17 protein-coding genes and 1 riboswitch are annotated in these 19,355 nt (G+C 43.7%); of the genes, 13 read left to right on the top strand and 4 right to left on the bottom strand.

Annotation, left to right across the window (positions count from 1 at the left end):
• Positions 1-107 precede the first annotated feature (107 nt).
• Complete coding sequence (locus tag C0638_RS03380; RefSeq protein WP_058710728.1) at positions 108-557, top strand: VOC family protein; 450 nt, start codon at positions 108-110, stop codon at positions 555-557.
• Between the two features lie 109 nt (positions 558-666).
• A complete protein-coding gene (locus C0638_RS03375; protein WP_058710727.1) occupies positions 667-2,145 on the top strand; it encodes a protein adenylyltransferase SelO in 1,479 nt (492 codons plus the stop codon).
• Positions 2,146-2,253: 108 nt separating this feature from the next.
• On the opposite strand, the gene C0638_RS03370 is transcribed toward C0638_RS03375, so the two are convergent.
• Entirely contained in the window at positions 2,254-3,018 is a 765-nt protein-coding gene (locus C0638_RS03370) for an SDR family oxidoreductase (RefSeq protein WP_058710726.1), read from the bottom strand.
• 487 nt (positions 3,019-3,505) lie between these two features.
• Between C0638_RS03370 and C0638_RS03365 the strand changes: the two genes are divergently transcribed.
• The 4 genes from C0638_RS03365 (at position 3,506) to C0638_RS03345 (ending at position 10,860) form a co-directional block, all read left to right on the top strand.
• The gene (locus C0638_RS03365; protein ID WP_058710725.1) at positions 3,506-4,888 is read left to right on the top strand and encodes an amino acid permease; all 1,383 of its coding nucleotides are present in this window, start codon (positions 3,506-3,508) and stop codon (positions 4,886-4,888) included.
• Between the two features lie 860 nt (positions 4,889-5,748).
• Complete coding sequence (locus tag C0638_RS03355; protein WP_058710723.1) at positions 5,749-6,705, top strand: hypothetical protein; 957 nt, start codon at positions 5,749-5,751, stop codon at positions 6,703-6,705.
• Between the two features lie 113 nt (positions 6,706-6,818).
• Entirely contained in the window at positions 6,819-7,526 is a 708-nt protein-coding gene (locus tag C0638_RS03350; protein ID WP_058710722.1) for a hypothetical protein, read from the top strand.
• A gap of 418 nt (positions 7,527-7,944) precedes the next feature.
• A complete protein-coding gene (locus C0638_RS03345) occupies positions 7,945-10,860 on the top strand; it encodes an S-layer homology domain-containing protein (RefSeq protein ID WP_058710721.1) in 2,916 nt (971 codons plus the stop codon).
• Between the two features lie 112 nt (positions 10,861-10,972).
• Here C0638_RS03345 and C0638_RS03340 read toward each other — a convergent pair whose 3' ends face one another.
• A complete protein-coding gene (locus C0638_RS03340) occupies positions 10,973-11,647 on the bottom strand; it encodes an NAD(P)H-dependent oxidoreductase (RefSeq protein WP_013369545.1) in 675 nt (224 codons plus the stop codon).
• Between the two features lie 142 nt (positions 11,648-11,789).
• Between C0638_RS03340 and C0638_RS03335 the strand changes: the two genes are divergently transcribed.
• The 4 genes from C0638_RS03335 to C0638_RS03320 all read left to right on the top strand — a co-directional run bounded on the left by C0638_RS03335 (position 11,790) and on the right by C0638_RS03320 (position 14,447).
• The gene (locus C0638_RS03335) at positions 11,790-12,182 is read left to right on the top strand and encodes a winged helix-turn-helix transcriptional regulator (protein ID WP_013369546.1); all 393 of its coding nucleotides are present in this window, start codon (positions 11,790-11,792) and stop codon (positions 12,180-12,182) included.
• Between the two features lie 189 nt (positions 12,183-12,371).
• The gene (locus C0638_RS03330; protein ID WP_013369547.1) at positions 12,372-13,364 is read left to right on the top strand and encodes an ABC transporter substrate-binding protein; all 993 of its coding nucleotides are present in this window, start codon (positions 12,372-12,374) and stop codon (positions 13,362-13,364) included.
• 186 nt (positions 13,365-13,550) lie between these two features.
• A complete protein-coding gene (locus C0638_RS03325; RefSeq protein WP_058710720.1) occupies positions 13,551-14,021 on the top strand; it encodes a MarR family transcriptional regulator in 471 nt (156 codons plus the stop codon).
• 18 nt (positions 14,022-14,039) lie between these two features.
• Entirely contained in the window at positions 14,040-14,447 is a 408-nt protein-coding gene (locus tag C0638_RS03320) for a nuclear transport factor 2 family protein (protein ID WP_058710719.1), read from the top strand.
• A gap of 133 nt (positions 14,448-14,580) precedes the next feature.
• Here the strand turns inward: C0638_RS03320 and C0638_RS03315 are convergent, their stop codons facing one another.
• Positions 14,581-15,216 (bottom strand): cyclodeaminase/cyclohydrolase family protein, encoded by a 636-nt coding sequence (locus C0638_RS03315; protein ID WP_058710718.1) that lies wholly within the window; start codon positions 15,214-15,216, stop codon positions 14,581-14,583.
• The gene (locus C0638_RS03310; RefSeq protein ID WP_013369551.1) at positions 15,213-16,079 is read right to left on the bottom strand and encodes a bifunctional 5,10-methylenetetrahydrofolate dehydrogenase/5,10-methenyltetrahydrofolate cyclohydrolase; all 867 of its coding nucleotides are present in this window, start codon (positions 16,077-16,079) and stop codon (positions 15,213-15,215) included. Before C0638_RS03310 ends, C0638_RS03315 begins: the two co-directional genes overlap by 4 nt.
• A gap of 113 nt (positions 16,080-16,192) precedes the next feature.
• Positions 16,193-16,277, bottom strand: a riboswitch (ZMP/ZTP riboswitch).
• 212 nt (positions 16,278-16,489) lie between these two features.
• On the opposite strand from C0638_RS03310, the gene C0638_RS03305 reads away from it, so the two are divergent.
• The 3 genes from C0638_RS03305 to C0638_RS03295 are packed head-to-tail and all read left to right on the top strand — an operon-like array spanning position 16,490 to position 19,341.
• Positions 16,490-17,551: a Delta(5) desaturase DesA gene (locus tag C0638_RS03305; protein ID WP_058710717.1), complete on the top strand. Its 1,062-nt coding sequence runs from the start codon at positions 16,490-16,492 to the stop codon at positions 17,549-17,551.
• Positions 17,552-17,611: 60 nt separating this feature from the next.
• Complete coding sequence (locus C0638_RS03300) at positions 17,612-18,745, top strand: sensor histidine kinase (protein ID WP_040102072.1); 1,134 nt, start codon at positions 17,612-17,614, stop codon at positions 18,743-18,745.
• Positions 18,742-19,341, top strand: a complete 600-nt coding sequence (locus tag C0638_RS03295; protein ID WP_013369555.1) for a response regulator transcription factor — start codon at positions 18,742-18,744, stop codon at positions 19,339-19,341. The genes C0638_RS03300 and C0638_RS03295 overlap by 4 nt, the downstream gene beginning before the upstream one ends.
• Positions 19,342-19,355 lie beyond the last annotated feature (14 nt).

Here is a 19,355-nt window from a genome sequence, read left to right as displayed (position 1 = left end):
AAAGGTGTCATGTTTTGATACCTTTACATATGATAATAGGTTCAAGGTGATATATCAAATCTATAAGATATCTACCTAAAAGCATGATATAAAAGGAGATTGAACCCATGAGTACAACACTGGAAATAGCTATTTTCTTATCCATGAACGGAAAAGCAAAGGAGGCTATAACTTTTTACAAAAAACATTTTAACGCCGAGGAACGATTTCTCGTTACTTATCAAGATATGGCCAAACGTGACAGCTCAATACAGCTTACTGCTGAAAATAAAGATTATATTTCTCATTCTGTCTTATCGATCGGAAGAACAAAGGTCATGATAGCAGAAGAACCAATGAATCCCAGTGAAGAATATGCCGTAGGGAATAATACTTCATTATGTATTCAAAGTGCTGACAGAGAAGAAATTGAACATTTTTATCATAGTCTAATAACAGATGATCGAGTGAAAATCATTGTACCTTTATCAAGTAACGTGTTTAGCCAAGCCTATGGTATTATTGAAGACCCATTCGGTATTCAAATACAATTCATGTTTGATCATCGGTTACAATAAAAAAGTAGGCTGAAAGGTACAACAGCATGGTGAAATGTGGATAATAAATGGATAGAAGTAAAAACTAAAATGGAAAAATCCAAGATACCACAGCAGAAAAGGAGACACTATGACGGAGAAAAAAGAAATAGCAAATAAAATAGGGTGGAACTTCGACAACAGTTATTCTCGTCTGCCGGAATCCATGTTTACGAAGCTCAATCCAAATCCTGTTCGCTCACCAAAGCTGATCATTTTAAATCATCCGTTGGCAGTCTCACTGGGTTTGAACGAAAATGCGCTGCAAAGAGATGACGCCGTAGCAATGTTGGCCGGCAATCAGGTTCCCGAAGGTGCTACGCCTCTTGCTCAAGCTTACGCAGGACATCAATTCGGGCATTTTAACATGCTAGGAGACGGGCGTGCTCTACTGCTCGGCGAGCAGATCACTCCCTTGGGTAAACGGGTTGATATTCAGCTTAAGGGCTCAGGCAGAACGCCGTACTCTCGTCGTGGTGATGGCCGAGCGGCACTTGGGCCGATGCTCCGCGAATACATCATCAGCGAAGCGATGCATGCGCTAGGTATCGCTACCACCCGCAGCTTGGCGGTGGTTACTACAGGTGAGGCGATCATCCGGGAAACTGAGCAGCCCGGCGCCATTCTGACTCGTGTGGCTGCCAGTCATCTTCGTGTCGGCACCTTTCAATATGTCTCAGCATGGGGCACGTCCCAAGATCTGCGTACTCTGGCTGATTACACATTGGAACGGCACTATCCTGAAGTTGCCAATGACGAAAACCGTTACCTTTCACTGCTTCAGGAAGTGATTAAGCGTCAGGCGAAGCTGATCGCCCAATGGCAGCTAGTGGGTTTTATTCATGGAGTGATGAACACCGACAATATGACCCTTAGCGGAGAAACCATTGATTATGGTCCTTGCGCCTTTATGGATACCTATAATCCTGAGACGGTGTTCAGTTCCATCGACATGCAGGGCCGCTATGCTTATGTCAACCAGCCGCATATTGCTGCGTGGAATCTCGCGAGATTTGCAGAGACCCTCTTGCCGCTGCTACATGACAACAGAGAGCAGGCTGTCCAACTGGCCGAGGATGCAATTTCAGATTTTGCAAACATGTTTCGCCACCATTGGCTTACGGGAATGCGGGCCAAATTGGGGATCTTTAACGAAGAGCCGCAAGATGAATCCCTTATTGAGGATCTTCTTAAAATCATGCAGAAGCATCGCGCGGACTACACCAATACCTTCCGTGCCCTAACTTTAAACAAGCTGGAGGATGCGGATTTGTTCAGCACTGCGGATTTTACCCAGTGGAACAAGCAGTGGCAGGCGAGGCTGGACAGACAACAGGAATCCGAAGCCTCCTCGCATCAGCTGATGCGCAGCAGCAATCCTGCAATCATCCCGCGCAACTATCGGGTAGAAGAAGCACTGGAAGCTGCGGTGGAACGAGAAGATTACCGTGTGATGGAGAAACTTCTTGAAGTTCTTTCGGACCCTTATGCTTATTCTACTGAACAGGAGGTTTACTCTACATTGCCTGAGGAACCCACTTGTCCTTACCGAACCTTCTGTGGTACCTGATCTGTAGTAGTCATGTTGAACAACTGGCTGATAATCTATTTCATGCGTTGGTGGAGAAGAACGACTTTCTCTCACCAACGCATTTATTTTTATTTTGAACCTGTTCATTTACAGATGAGATCCACCACTTGCATCAATCAATTGACCAGTGATCCAACGGCTATCCGATGAGGCAAGAAAGGCAGCTATATCTGCAACATCCTCAGGCTCGCCCCAGCGTTTAAAAGTTGATAGGCCGGCGGCAAATTTCTGCCCGTTGGGATCTTGTAATGTTCCGCTATTCATCTCTGTATTGATAATGCCAGGTTGGATGGCGTTGACTGTAATATGACGGCTCCCAAGTTGATGAGCCAAAACGCGTGTCAGTGTGTCGATTGCCCCCTTTGACATGCTATATGCGAAAACACTAGGGGAGGCCACGCGTGTAACAAACGATGAGAGATTGATAATGCGGCCTCCATTTTTTAGACGCGGCAAAGCTTGCTGGGTAACAAAAAGAGGTGCTTTGACATTCATGTTCATGACTTCGTCAAAAGATTCTTCTGTTGTCTCTTCTAGGGGGACAATTTGACCCATTCCAGCGTTATTGACGAGAATATTAAACCGATTATCGCCTGTACGTTCCCGAAGCGCTTTATCCAATTTCGCATATAAATCATAAACGCCGTTCAGGGCACTGAAGTCAGCACTGATCGTAAATGCAGCCCCTCCAAGTTGCTCAATTTGATGAACCACCTCATCTGCTTCTTTATGCCTTCTTCCGTAATGCACTGCGACAATGGCCCCCTCCCGAGCCAGACGTAATGCAATGCCACGACCGATTCCTCGACTTGCACCAGTTACTAAAGCGATTTGACCTTTTAACTTACTCATGTCTTCATCTCCTTGTTTGGAATTCATGCATAGTTATAGCACAAGGTAATGTTTGAAATGTTGCTCTTTCATTCGGAGTTCATGTTTTGCACTGTAGGGATACAGGTTTTAAATAAGCTTAATATCGTGATATTTATCATTGAAAAAATACGCATGTTTAACGCTCTAATGCATTACATTGAATTGACCAATGTTCAGAAAAATGAATCTCCTTCCTTTCCATTTCATGTCTAAAAATGTCTGCTAATTAGCAGTTGTATTTAGACGTTTTTTGTCATACAATGCATCTAATGCTACGGACTCGGTCTTAGAAACAGTAAGGTTTGGACGGCAAATAGGACGTGGTTGACTTTGTATATTTACGAATCGTGGAACTACTGTGTAGTCGTTCGGTCAACCACGTCAGTCTGAAAATTAATAATGTTTGGGGGCAGTTTTCCGGATCATTAGCATTTGATGACGAACATATACGAAGGGGAGCGTTCTTTTGGAATCGAAACAATTAACAAGAGGGCTGAAGCCACGGCACGTTGAGTTGATTGCGCTTGGAGGCACGATTGGCGTCGGCTTGTTTATGGGATCGGCAAGTACGATAAAATGGGCAGGTCCTTCGGTGCTGTTGGCTTATCTCTTAGCTGGGATTATTATGTTTTTTGTCATGCGGATCATGGGGGAAATGCTGATTCTTGAACCGGTGACGGGCTCATTTGCTACCTTTGCTCATAAATACATCAGCCCTTTGGCCGGTTTCTTGACCGCTTGGAGCTATTGGTTCTTATGGGTTACTGTAGGGATGGCGGAGGTCACTGCGATTGGGGTATATGTGGGCTACTGGTTCCCGGATATCCCGCAATGGTTGCCGGCTTTGGTAGGTGTAATTATTATTGCGCTGGCCAATTTGGCGGCTGTGAAATTTTATGGAGAATTTGAATTCTGGTTTGCGATGATTAAGATTATCGCTATTATCTTCATGTTAGTGGTTGGTACGGGGATTATCTTTTTTGGCCTCGGTAACGGCGGACAGCCGATAGGTCTATCCAATCTAGTCAGCCATGGTGGTTTTTTTGCAGGAGGGCTAAAAGGATTCCTATTTGCACTCTGTATTGTAACGGCGGCTTACCAGGGGATTGAGATGGTGGGCATTACAGCGGGTGAAGCAGAAAATCCTAAAATGACCCTGCGAAAAGCCATTAAAAACATCATCTGGCGTATTCTGATTTTTTACGTAGGGGCAATCTTTGTCATTGTTACGATTTATCCTTGGAACCAAATTGGCGAGATTGGCAGCCCGTTTGTTCTGACTTTTGCCAAGGTAGGAATTGTGGCTGCTGCGGGTATCATTAACTTTGTTGTACTCACAGCTGCGATGTCAGGTTGCAACAGTGGTATTTATAGTGCGGGCAGAATGTTATATACATTGGCTAAGAATGGACAAGCTCCTAAGTTCTTTGGGAAAGTTTCGGCAAGCGGCGTCCCTAGAAATAGTATAATAACGACCATTTCCTTGCTGCTGGTAGGGGTGTTATTTAACTACTTAATGCCTGATTCCAAACTATTTCTGTATATTTACAGCGCCAGCGTTCTCCCAGGTATGGTACCGTGGTTTGCATTAGCCATCAGTCAATTTAAATTCCGGAAAAAGTGGAAAAACGAAATGGAAGGTCATAACTTTAAGTCTCGTTTTTTCCCGATCAGTAATTACATTACGATTATTTTTCTGTTGCTCGTAATTGTTGGAATGTGGTTTAACCCGGACACACGCTTATCGTTGATTGTCGGGGCAACATTCATGGCGATCGTCGTTGTTGGATATTTTATCTTTGGTATAGGAAAGCGGCAGAGAATTGAAGAGTTAGAAAAAAACGAATAGGCTGCTCAAGATGTAGTATTTGCCGAGCGTAATTCAGATTACCTGAGTTGCGCTCGGCTTTTCTTTTTATATGAAGAGGAATAGAGCAATGAAAAGGCTGTAAGTGAGGTGAAAAAGTGTGTGGTTAACCTGTTGGCGCTACAAGTGCAAATATAGATACCAAAAAAGTGAGAAGAGAAACGGAGAAGTTGATTATTGCTATAACCTTACGTTGAGCCTTAAACTCCGTGATTCCAGAAAATAGAAACATAAACCCTAGGAAAAATTGTGAGACTTTGTATAAGTCTCCGTAGGTGTCTGGGTATGTGAGTGATAAAAAGGACGAGATCAAAGCAACTACGGCAAATATTAAAGTGAGAATTCGGTAGATATCCATTTTCTTGAACATAGATAAGTGCCCCCTTCCTTAAATAACGCCAAGTGTATTATCTATTCTAAAGGTCAGACCGTGGGACTTCAAATAAATAGAAAAAAAGGAGTAGGCGGAATGTTGCAAGATAAAACAAGGACCATTCGGATGTGTGTGAAGTTCCTAGGTCATGAGCTTCGTTTTTCGTATTCGGGTTAGAAATTATAAGCGTGCAGGAGTAGTACCGAGGATTGCCGTATTCTAAAAGTCAACAGGAAATTTGCCCATTTTCAGCGTGATAATCACGTCTTTAGTTCAGAAAACAACGTATTACTATAAAACAAACTGAGCTTAATCAGGAGGATGGTCCAGTATTCCCTCATTTTTATTTCTGATAAGATGAATTCCATATTATTGAAGATACCATTGGCCTGCGAGGATACATGTGAAGCTTAGTCTATGGTAGGTATGGATGGCAGAATGATACACCAAGAAATGAGGAAAACATCAGATGAAGGTAAAGAAGTATATTATTTTGATGACTGCTGTCATGAGTTTATCTGCTATGCTGGCAGCATGCGGTGACTCCAAGAAACAAAATGAAGGTGAGGCTACGACTGGAACGACTACGTCTACAGTTGCCACAGCTACACAGACGCCCAAAGTGGATCGTGATGTTGCGGGACAAGCAAATGTGGAAGCTACTGCGAGCAGTACAGTGGACAAAGCGGCAAAAGCTGAGACCAACACAAAAACGTATGCAGACATGGCTAAAGAAGCAACGAAACCAGACCAGCAAGCAGGCCAAATAGGACTAAATACAACACAAGAGCAGCTCCTTTCCTTTGCGGATCGTTATGGGCTGGTACGGGTGCCAAACCATCCCATTCGGCGGGTTTCCGATCCAACCGGAAAACATATCAACATCGCAAATTACAGCGACTCTGTTGTCAATTTATATACAGAAAAGCCAATTCACCCGAATACGGATGAGTTTATTCATGAGGCTTATACTTATTTTACAGAGGGAGTTGCTCCGGGAGAGACCTACAAGAAATGGGAGGAAACTTCTAATACAGAAAGAGGGCTCATCAAAATGCTCTACCTGTCACGCGAGGGACTTCTTATTTTAGAAGAAGCGATGAAGACGCATGATTACTCTACTCCATCAGTCCAAAATACGCTGGGCTTCTTTAAGGTTGCTTCGAAATTTGAGTCTATGATACCTGTTGCACAGACGCCCACAGACATTAGTTTGTACAATATGTATGATCAACAAGTTAAACCAGAGTGGAAGAAACTGAGTGATATTAAAAACCCTGCGGCGAATGAAAAGGCCTTTGCTGCCGCCTATCAAAAAGCAAGAAACGAGACCAATAATCTCATGGGGTTGTTGAACATTATGGTGTCTACGGAAATGGAAAAACGTCTCAAAGCAGCAACTGATCCGCAGAAGACAGAAAAATAGAAAAGACATAATTTATCCACAATTCCTTCTAATATTTAACTGTTAGTAGAATTATTGAAAAGCTATAATTCTAATGATGATTTGATTGTACTTGAAGAAAAGAGGTTGTGGGTATGATGTTGAAAAAATGGCCAGTAGTATTCATGATAGGTATTATCATGCTGGTATCCGTAGGGTGGAACAGTGGAATATCTTATGCAAAATATTATTACGAATACTCTTGGGATCAGTACAAGGGGACTGAAATCAAGACCTACAGGCTGACACCGGTAGCTGGTAGAGCTGGATTTATGGATCAGGAAAAGGCCTTTGCTGCGATTAGCAAAACCCCGAATGTGTATGGAAAGTTCAGTGGCTACCGAACAGAGAAAACAACTGAATTTGCAACCAAGAGTGTAACGGATGAGGTTTATAAATATGCAGTTGTTGATTTTAATACCGACAAGGAGCCAGAAACTGTAGACTACGTTAATCCAAAAGACGGAATTCCTCATACATGGAACGGAAACGATGAGATTCGAATTTTTATGAGAGGATCTGAGGCAGCTTCGTTGGCTGAGCTGTTTTATGAGGGAACTCCAAGTGAAGAACGCTATCATTTTAATGCTGACGATGTATACTTAGTTACATTCTGGTCCAGCGCAGCAAAACCAGTCACTGGAATGTCTGCTGAAGCACTAGTTGAGGAAGGCCCCTCTACGCTTATAAACCGAGAGTGGGTAGCTCAAATAAAAGACAAAGATCCTGCTGCTTATCCACAAAACGGATCTTTAAAGGGCTACTTTTATATTTATAAGGGCTCTGAGTTGAAAAAGGATTAGAAAGAGAAGACAGAATTTAATAAGTGCATCTTACACAAAAAATGAGATAACATTTTGTATTCAGACGAATGCGGATACAGGTGTCATCTCTTTTTTTGTTTGTATACATGAATAAAATGATAACCCAAAGGTGATAAATATTTAATTACCAATGAAAACCATTGTTTAGTGATAGGGAATGACGGCTTAAAAAAACATGCTGAATGAGCAGGACAGCAGATTGCTCAAACCACTTTTTTTGATGGCTTTATTCAATCCTAGGGAGATTATTCCGATAAACCAAGTATATACAGTTTGGTGTTAACAGTAATGAAAAATCGTTTGAAAACAAAAGAGATTTATTTTCAAAGTTGATATGAAGGTACAGGTGAAAGTGGCCCAGTGCCATCTCGTAAAGGAGGTGTAATGATCTCAAATAATGAACTGTGAAAAAAGGTTGAAACAAATTAGGCATTTCATGGCTGGTTTACTGGCTGTCTGGTTGTTCTGTATACATAGTGCGCCTGTTTTTGCGAACAGAGCCTTTAACGATATCGAACATTCCTATGCAGCTGATGCGATTGAGGCCATGGCTGCTCAAGGTTATGTTACAGGTTATCAGGATGGGAGCTTTCGACCTTTACATTTTATCTCGCGTCAGGAATGGGCAAGCATTTTTGCTAAAACCTTAAAGCGAACATCGAATAACAGAGGCGTAACTTCTTTTCGGGATGTGTCACCATGGGCCTTACCTTATGTACAGGCCTTGCAGGAAGAGAGCATTACCAAAGGGATTAGCGATCAATTATTTGGTGCCAAGCACAATATGACCCGTCAGGATATGGCCGTTTGGTATGCCCGGTATTTTGGTGTTACTGATGATACCCGATCTGCTGGAATATCCAGTTTTGTGGATCAATCAGATATATCAGACTATGCACAAACGAGTGTATGGCTAATGGAACGGTTGGAGCTGATCGAGGGGGATACGAATCACTATTTCCATCCTAAAGAGTCTGTGAGACGGCAGGATGCCACGCTGGTTGCTTATCGGATATGGCTAGGCGGTGACGGTCTGAGAGAACGTGCCAAACGTTTGCTGGAGTCATTAGGAAATGGAGCTGCAACGATGCCTCAGGCGACCAGCCAACAAGAATCGCAGAAGATTGCGGTCGATTTGACACCGGAAATTAGGCAACAACCTGTGAATTCGGAAATTGAGGAGCCTAAAAGGCATCGCCCAAGACCTGATTCACCAGTCTCCCCGGTGACACCAATAGAGCCGAAACCGGAACCGCCAGTGACACCACCGAAACCGAAGCCGGAACCGCCGGTGATACCACCGAAGCCGAGACCGGACTCGCCAGTCACACCACCGGTACCTAATCCCAAACCACCAGTAATTCCAGTAGATCCATCGGATCATTCTTCGGATTTTCTGGTAGATAAAGTCGTAATCAAGGCGGAGGAGCTGGTAAATCAGCCGGAAACGTACCCTTCGTATCAGCTATCCTTTCAGCTCTACCATGAAGGGCGTCCAGTAAGCATTCCTGCTACCAGCGTCACAAGTGTTACGTACACATTTAGTGATGAGTTAGGCGTGTTTGATATACAAGGGAAAATCGCACATCCTGAAAATATTCCGGCTGCGGACAGCTTCATTCCTGTAGAGATGAAGTTCACTATTGCCAAACCTTATCAGGTCCTTACAGCTCAGACCAAGCTGATCGTGAAAGGGAAGACTCCGCCGGCAGAGCCACCGAACGTAATCAGGTCCGTATACTTGTCTACGTATACTATTTCAGAGGCTGCTGCTTTAGATCCCGCTGCTTGGAAAATGTCCTACGTATTTCATAATGCTAAAGGAGAGGTTATAGCTCCTGAAATGCTACCGTCCGACTTGATACTTCGGGTAGAGGATTCCAGAGGAATATTTGACGAGGATGGAAAGATTGCCAATCTGCATTTGATTCCGGTAGTAAACTCGGTTATTCCATTAAAGCTCACGGTTGAGTCACCATCCCAAGGGATTCTCTTCACATCTGATGCGGAATTAACGGTAGAACCCGGAGAACGCAAGAAGCAATATTTTGCTGTCTCCATCATGCTGCAGGGAAGCGTGACTACCGTAGACCAAATCAAGCAATCTCGTCAATTGCTGATGGATCACTTTGGTCCCAACATCAAAGTGACGTGGGCGATGGAAAACGGATTTGTTTTTGTGGAATCGAACCGACCGCAGCTTAAACAGGTTCTGGATTACGTCGATCAGTATGGAGATGAAGTCGGGATACTGGCCGGGTATCCGAACCAGCAGAAGTTTCCTGTTTGGGAAGTAAAGATGGATGAGTGGCTGTACATGTACCGTTACAATGCATTCAATGAGCTACACCAATCTGGTTCGATGGGATCACCATCCGTGTTTGAAAGCATGGATACAGACCAATATCGGAAGTATCTGCCGAAATCATTGACCAGCTTCACGGTGAATCCTGAACAGACTCAATGGTTAAAAGATCACTATCGAATTACATCCGCGATGGGATGGTCGGCTACACAATATAATGTCAACGGCATGTATGGTGAGGGCTCACCTTTGATGCCTTACTGGTCTAATAAAGACAATCCGATTGTTCCCGCACAAGGAATTACTGATAATAGCGGTACCGTATTCATGAACTCGGTTACGATTGATCCGATTGGATCACGCTATACCAAAGATTCCTCACGCTGGACTCTTCATCCGGGTGACCCCTATGTGACGGAGACGGATGCGGCACCACAACTGTATATAGTACAGCAATATTTGGATAACCCTTATCAACGTATAAATACGGTAAACTACTTGTCCATTATTTTGGACATTAACGCACTTGCCAACACCCATAACATGGGTCCAATATGGGAGAACTTTGTGAATCATTTCCCGCTTGATCGCAAGGTCGAGATTGTGGGTGTGGACGGGCTGAAACAGGTTTATGAATCGGTAGCAGGATCCAATAATGATCATACCGAGTTTACGCTCATGTTTAGAGGCTCAGGTATTAAGACGGCTATGGATTCCAATAATTCACCAGCAAATCTGCGCTATTTGTGGACTGAAAATGCCTCACAGCGGGTTATTTTATCCAAAGAGGATGGAGATGCGGAATGGTCTATTATTGACTTTACCGATTATACCCAAAAACCGGTTCCGAGGATGGATTACAACCTGGATGGTCACACGGACGTAAGCTATGTCACCGGAAGGAACTTCAAGCTAAGTCCAACGGCTCCTTTAACAGCAGATGAAATTCAGCGCGTGAAAGCTCGTTTGAAGGACATCTATTTCGTGGAAGAAGTGAACTATCAGTAAGCGTATGAAGTGATAAAACTTGTAGGACCTGAGTTTTATGAAAAGAGGGCGCCCCATAGCCATGGAAATGGCTGTGGAGCGCCCTTTGCTTTAAAGAAGGATATTCCGCGTTTTACACCCACTCCACAATCTGATCTACAGGTCGACGAGTTTTGTCGCGCGGCTCGTTCAGGCGGTAGCCAAAAGCCACCATGCAAGAAATACCGAAATGCTCGGCATCCATAATGCCTTCTTCGGAAAGGATGCGTTCAATTTCTTGTTTATTAAAACCCTCGATCGGGCAGGAATCAATGCCGATTTGAGCTGCGGCAGTCATCATATTGCCCAGAGCGATATAGGTTTGTCGGCATGCCCACTCGAACATAGCTCTTTCATTTTCCTCAAGCGCAAAATCTGATTTTAGGAAGGCATCATATACCTTCTCTTTGCCTTGCATCACTTCAGCAGGTAATTGCTGCACGTTTTCCATCATATTCTTGATATAATCGGATGAAGCTACCATATCTTTAGGCAATCTGGAGAGAATAAGTACGAAATGGCTTGCTGTTGGTAGCTGTTTTGTGGCCCCCCAAGAATAGGGTAGCAGTTTCTCACGCATCTCTTTACTTTGGACGACAACAAATTTCCAGGGTTCAAAGCCAAACGAGCTTGGGGATAAACGACCGGTTTCAAGAATAAACTCAAAATCGGAATCGCTAATTTTCTTATGACTATCAAATTCCTTTGTAGCATGTCTGAACTTGTATGCAGCTAAAATTTGATCTTTAGTGGTTGTTAGGGTTTCCATCGTGATTCCACTCCTTATGGATGTGATTGAAATTGACGCTTATCAAGTGCATGACTAATATTAGAATATATATAATCGTTTTGGAAGTACGCACATTAATGTGCTGTAGTATATAAAATGATACCAAGGAGGAGAAGGGCCAATGCGCAATCGGAAAGGCGGCTTTGGTGAGTGTACCGCTGGAAATGATCAGGCGTGTCCTGTTGAGTACACGTTGGATGTGATTGGGGGCAAGTGGAAAGGGATTATTTTATACCATCTCATGTATGGGACTAAGCGATTTAGTGATTTTCGGCGGATCTGTCCGGGAATTACCCAGCGTATGCTGACACTTCAATTGCGCGAGCTGGAAGAGGATGGTGTCGTTCACCGTGAAGTCTACCAACAGGTTCCGCCTAAGGTCGAATACTCTCTCACCGAATTTGGAGAAACACTGATCCCGATTATTAACTTGATGAAGGATTGGGGAGAAGAATATAAAACAAAACAGCGATCACCAGCAAGCAGCCTCCAGCAACCTAGCCCCAATGTGTAGGTTTTTGAGACGGCTTCACGAAAAGACCTGGCCAATATTTTGGCAGGTCTTTTTATTTTAGTAGTGAAATAATACAAAGTTCGCTTTTTAGTTGACAGTAAGGATGGCGCTTGATATATTTCTTACGATATTGATAATCATTATCATGTTGAGATAAGGCTATTCCATATTACATAGGGGGCTAATAGGTTGAGGAACAAATCGATTTTTATGCTGGCTACTTTGATGCTTGTATTGGCTGTATTTATCAGCGCATGCGGCGGAAATAACACTGGAAATAATCCCGCTTCAACTTCAGGAGATAAGCAAGAGTCGGCTTCTACTGGAGAGACAAGAAGCTTTAAAACGGTTAAAGGGGATATTCAAATTCCCGCTAAGCCGCAGCGTATTGTAACGGATTTTTACGGCGGAGAGCTGCTGTCCGTGGGTGCTAACGTGGTGGGTGTAGAGCCGACTGCGTTTCAAAATCCTTTTTTGACCGATTTGCTAAAGGAAAAAGGAACCAAAGAGGTGGGTGATCCGACCAATTTGGAAAAGACGCTGGAACTCAAACCCGATCTAATCGTGGTTATGAAGGATACCAATTATGAGGCTTTGTCTAAAATCGCACCTACCCTGTACATTCCGTATGGTACGACGACTAATATCTATGATACGGTCAAGCTGTTCGGCGATATCACTGGGGAAAAGGAGAAGGCTGAGCAATTTATTGCTGCATTTGATAAAAAGGCTGCTGAAGGCCGTGCTCGTCTGAAAGGTGTTATTGACGAAAAGGCAACTTTCGGTTTGTATGAGCTGACAGACAAAAATGCACTTTGGATCTTTGGCGACAATGCGGGACGAGGCGGACAAGCTGTATACAATGCGCTCAAACTGAACATGCCGAAGAAGACAGCTAATTCCAAGGAACAAACCATACAGCTTTCAATGGAGGTACTGCCGCAGTATGACGCAGATTACATGTTCCTGACTACGTATGATCCAGACAAAAAGGGAACCGCGCTTAAGCAACTGAAATCGTCCGCTGTGTGGGGGAATCTGCCTGCGGTGAAGAATAATAAAGTGTTCTTTAATGATTTTGATACGTACTATCGCTACGATCCGATCGCTATTACCGGACAGATTGATATGGTTGTGGATATGCTGGTTGAAAGAGAGAAAGAGAATAAAGCTAAAAAATAGGTGTGAGATTCACCTGGAATAAGCACTTCACTACACGGATAACAACCGCGGTGAGGTGCTTTTTTTGTTGATTTGTTGAGCAGATACAAAGGTTGTACCAAGGAATCATGAGATGAAATTTGACAATTATATTGTTAACCGGTAAACTATTTTTATTAACCGGTTAATAAAAAACATGGAGGATTTATGAGTCAATCCAAACACGAACGGACATTTGAGGCTATCCAACATTTTATACTGGAAAGAGAAAAAAGTGCACAGAGACGTCAAGCTTTACTAGAGACTCTAACAGAAGAAGTGGTGAGGGAGAAGCGGAGATGGACGATTACCCAGCTTCATATTCTCTCTCTGGTTAGCAACAGTCAGGGAAGTATGAATAACACATCATTGGCTGCTGAACTGAATATATCCAAGCCAGCGGTCACCAAAGCCGTGAATATTCTTATAGAACACCATTTGTTACTGACGTCAAAAAAGTCGGATAATCATAAGGAATTATATTATAACGTAACGGATGAAGGCAGGCAGTTAGCTGCTGTACATGATCGGATGCACCGGCAATTAAAGGAACAATACGAGCAATTATTTGATGCTTTTTCGGAAGATGAATTAGACGTAGTCATCCGATTTCTGCATGCATGGTCCCGACTACTATAAAGATGTGGAGAGAACAGAATGAACAGAGCAGAGGCAAAAGCATTTCTAACTTGTATGTATAATGACATAGTCGTGGGTTTAAAGGTAGAGAAGATTCCTGATTATTTTGTACCTGAATATATTCAAGTTACAGATGGAGTCACCACAAATTTGGAGGAATTTACTCAGCATATTACCACGTTAAAAAGCCTGATCGACAACATCACCATTTCACCATTTAATGATTTTTTGTATGATGATGAGCTGCAAAGTGTCACTTTACGCTATATCGTAGATATTACGAAGAAAAATGGAATGAAGGGACAGGTGGAGTTGATTGCTATTTTTGAATTTAAAGATGACAAGATCCGACGTTGTAACGAATTGTCATGCCCTCTGACAAGTGATGAGAGCTTTAAGGAAATTGCGAGCATCAACCAAAAATAAAGATAGTATCTTTTTTTGGAGCAATAAAATAACCTCCAAACCCAACGATTAAAGATGGGTTTGGAGGTTATTTGTAATCACCAAATAGGCAGAATATTTTGGTTATTACAACTTGCGCACAGTTATAAGCTGATTAATTAGCAATTCGACTGCGCACAGTCAATAAGGTTTGCTCTTTAATTTGTCCGATTTCACGGAGGAGTACGGCTGTTTTGGCTTCGTAGGATTGTTTGACATCCAAGTCCTTGAGCGAGGCAAGGTTAATATCAATGGTAAGCAAGGCCGATTGAGCGGCTGCTTCAAACAAAATCGCGCCGATGCCCAGATCAGAGATCACATTTTTATTGGATATTTCCACAATGTTGTAGGCTTGTGATAGTCCGTCTCGGCATACTTCCAGCAGGCGCATAGGGACCTCAATGGCAGCAATCACCGCTGTTTGTAAGGAATGGGTACGATAGCGCTTTTCTTCGTCTGTTTCTTTGGGCAAACGCAACGCGGTCATGTACTGTTCAAAGGATTGGATGTCTGCGGCCATCAGTTCCTCACAATGTGTAGACAATCTCTCCATGCTGCTAATGACTTGCGTCATTTGTTCACGGAATTGCGCGAATTTTTCTCCTTGTGAAAGGTTGGCGGTCATGGAGGTCATAGCTGCGCCTAGTGCCGCAGCCAGCGCGGATACACTTCCTCCGCCGGGGGTAGGCGCTGCACTTGCAGCTTCTTTCAGAAAATGTGCGATGGACTGATTCCACGACAGTTCAGTCATGAATAAACCACCTCTCTGGAGTAATGTTGCAGACGTATCGCTTTGAGCAAGTTTTTGTACAAAATGGCAGTCGTTAAGGTACCCACACCGCCGGGAACGGGAGAAATGGCATGTACCTTTTCTACAACGTCCGGAGCAGCGTCACCCACGATTTTTCCCTCCAGCGTCTCATTAATTCCTGCATCCACGAGAATCAAACCTGGATGCACCATATCCTGCGTAATCACATCAGGGCATCCAACTGCGACGAAGGCAATGTCTGCATGGTTCAGATGCTCTGCAATATCACGTGTACCTGCATGACAGGCGGTGACGGTGGCATTTTCTCTTTGCAGCATGTGGAAAAGGGGAAGTCCCACCGTCTGCCCAATGCCCACGAGCGTGACATTTTTGCCTGCCAAGGAGTGCCCGTAATGCTTCAACAGTTCAATACAGGCTTGAGGTGTAGCGGGGTACAACCCTGCGTCACCAGTAACGGTAGCCAGCTTGTTATCAGGTGTAATTCCATCAATATCCTTGTAGGGGGCGATGGATTGTTTAATAACGGAGGCGGAAAGATGTTGAGGAAGCGGGAGTTCCAGCATAATGCCATGTACATGGGATGCATCATTTAGGGTGCCGATCAGGTGCAGAAGCTCGGCTTCGCTTACATGACGATTAAAAGTATGGAGATGAAATGAGATGCCCAGCTTCTCTGCTATTTTTTGCTTGGTCCGTGCATAGTATGCAGATGCCGGATCACCTTCTACCAACAGGGTTGCCAGATGGGGACGGTGTCCTTGCTGTTTCATTTGCTCTACTTGGGAACGGATCGTTGCATACACTTGCTCAGCTGCTTCTTTGGATTTCATAATAATAGCCATAGTCCGAGCCTCCTCTGAATTTATCGCATAATAGAATCAACAGGGTGTCATGGTCTTAAAAAACGAAAAAAAGTATTTGCACAAGGTCGTCAAGACAGACGAATCCTCTGCAAATACTTCTCCCAGGCGAACGGTACGCTTTGTTTGTATGCTCCCTCGTGGTTGATTCCACTGACTTCGCCAGTCACATACAGCGTTATATATCTTACATTTTAACAAAAAAACAGCAGAAAGGAAACCCGCGAACATTTGGCAAACAGGTTTGGTTAGTTGTCTATATGACAAATGTCATATGCCCGAACTGACGTTTATGACTACAGCAGATCCAGCGGTCTCCTTATACTGAGCTTAGACCAACATGTACGCCTGACAGGATCAAGGTATGGGCTGCATTTTAAAGGAGGATCAGAATGGGTATGACACAACTCCCGTTAGCTCAATTGAAAAAAAATATGGCTCCCTACGAGAAAATAAACACGAAATCCAGCATTCTGCAACTTATCAATACCTTGGGACCGCTAATCCTATTGTGGTATGCCGCTTATCTTAGCCTAGCGGTTTCTTACTGGCTTACGCTTCCAATTACCATTGTTGCGGCAGGCTTTGTGGTACGGACGTTTATTATCTTTCATGATTGTGGTCATCAATCTTTTTTCAAAAGTCGCAAGCTGAACGATATTGTGGGAACGATTACAGGGATTATTACGCTCTGCCCTTATCACCAATGGAAAAATAGTCACGCGATCCACCATGCAACCAGCAGTAATCTGGATAAAAGAGGCACAGGTGATATGTGGGTGCTCACGGTAGAAGAGTACACAGCGGCTTCCACATGGACACGACTGGCCTATCGTATATATCGAAATCCTTGGGTTATGTTCGGGCTAGGTCCGATCTATACTTTTTTGATTTCCTATCGGTTTAATGTCAAGACAGCCAAACGTAAGGAAAAAATAAACACTTATGTGACGAATATATCCATCGTTGCATTGTATGCACTGTTGTGCTGGGCTATTGGCTGGCAGGCATTCCTTCTGGTACAGACGCCTATCTTTTTTGTCTCTGGTATGTTGGGAATCTGGCTGTTCTATGTGCAACACCAGTTTGAGGATTCGTATTTTGAGCATGATGAAGAGTGGAGTTATATTAATGCGGCTGTAGAAGGCAGCTCTTACTACAAGCTCCCTAAAGTATTGCAATGGATTACGGGCAATATTGGTTTTCATCACGTTCATCACCTGAGCCCGAAAGTACCAAATTACAATTTGGAGAAAGCTCATGAAGCCACACCGTTGCTGCAAAAGGCGACCACGATCACAGTGAGTAGCAGTCTGCAATCTTTGAAATTCCGACTGTGGGATGAAAGTACCAAAACCTTTCTGACCTTTAAACAAGTAAAGCCGCTGCTTAGCAAACGTGTTGGCGCTTCAAAACCCATCCCCACACCTGTTGTAGGCACGGATAGAAAATAGACGTTGTACGGAAATTGGTATGTTAAGATAGGGATATCTAAAGTAGAAAAGGGTGGTAGGATGCAAAAGTGGTATCAGATTTTCCAAAGAAATACGGGACTTAGCCCTTATGTGTGGGTCGTCTTTTACATCCTGCCCTTTTACTATTTTAGCTCTTCATCTACAAGTCATATTATTCTGGGTACCGCGATTATTTTGGTGTTTTTTGCTTGTTATGTACTGGCTTTTGTCTCTCAAGGCTGGCTCATATACTTCTGGACCAGTGTGCAGATTGCTATATCGATTACGATGACGCTGCTATTTAGCTATATGTATTTTTCCATATTTATCGCTTATCTGATCGGTAATATTAAAAGTAAGGCTGCATTTACGACGCTGTATATTATTTTAATGGTTATTACGATTGGATTAATCAATTATGGGTTTGTTTCTCAGAATCCTGTTTTTATTAAGCAGATTCCTTTTATCTTGCTCAATCTGATCGGTGTGATCCTCCTTCCGATTACAAATTTTAATCGCAACAAGAGTGATCGGCTTCAGGTCCAATTAGAGGATGCCAATAAGAAAATATCGGAATTGATCAAGCTGGAGGAACGGCAAAGAATTGCGCGTGACCTGCACGATACCTTGGGTCAGAAGCTGTCACTCATTGGGCTGAAGAGTGATTTGGCAGGCAAGCTACTGGACCAGTACCCGGAACGGGCTCATGTCGAAATTAACGATGTTCGTCTCACGGCAAGAAGTGCGTTAAAAGAAGTACGGGAAATGGTTACTCAAATGCGCGGCATGAGACTAGAGGATGAACTGCTACGTATTCGGCAAATTTTAAAGGCTGCTCACATCGAACTGACCTTGGAGGGCGACCCGAAGCTGGAGCATACGTCATTAATGAATGAAAATGTGCTGAGCATGTGTATGAAGGAAGCCGTAACCAATGTAGTGAAGCACAGTGGAGCTACCGCTTGCTCCATCACCATTGAGCCGTCTCGTAAGGAATTGACCCTGCGGATTCAGGATAATGGAGTTGGTATTATGGGAGAAAATGCAGTCTTTCGGGGACATGGTCTGCAAGGCATGAAGGAAAGGCTCGAATTCGTGAACGGATGTATGGAACTGCGTTCCGATCAGGGAACGACCCTGGTCATTAAGGTGCCCAACATCACTGAAAAGCCGAATGAGGAGGTGGGGCCATGATTCGAATCGTTATTGCAGAAGACCAGCGTATGTTGCTGGGTGCTCTAGCCTCCCTGTTGGACTTGGAAGAAGACATGAAAGTAGTCGGAAAAGCAAGCAACGGGGAAGAAGCTATAGAGCTGGTGAAGCAACATCAGCCAGACATATGCATTATGGACATCGAAATGCCGATAAAAAGCGGATTGGATGCTGCAGAGGAACTCAGAGGCTTGAATTGCAAGGTGCTTATTTTAACAACGTTTGCTCGCCCCGGGTATTTTGAACGAGCGATTAAGGCAGGCACACACGGTTATTTACTCAAGGACAGTCCCAGTGAAGAACTGGCTTCCTCCATTCGCAGCATTATGGCAGGTCGGCGTATTTACGCTCCAGAACTGGTTGATGATGCTTATGCCGAGGTCAACCCGCTAACGGAGCGTGAAAAGACCGTGTTGGCGCTTATTGCTGACGGAAAGAACACCAAAGAGATTGCTGGTGAACTGTTTTTAACAACAGGGACGGTGCGAAATTATATTTCAGTCATTCTCGATAAGCTGGGTGTCAGCAACCGAATTGAGGCGATTACACGTTTTAATGAAAAAGGTTGGTTCAAATGAGAGACAGGCAAAAA

This window comes from Paenibacillus sp. lzh-N1, assembly GCF_002872435.1.
Taxonomy (GTDB): domain Bacteria; phylum Bacillota; class Bacilli; order Paenibacillales; family Paenibacillaceae; genus Paenibacillus; species Paenibacillus polymyxa_C.
Note: the sequence above shows the minus strand (reverse complement) of the source record. Positions and strands in the feature narration are given on the sequence as shown.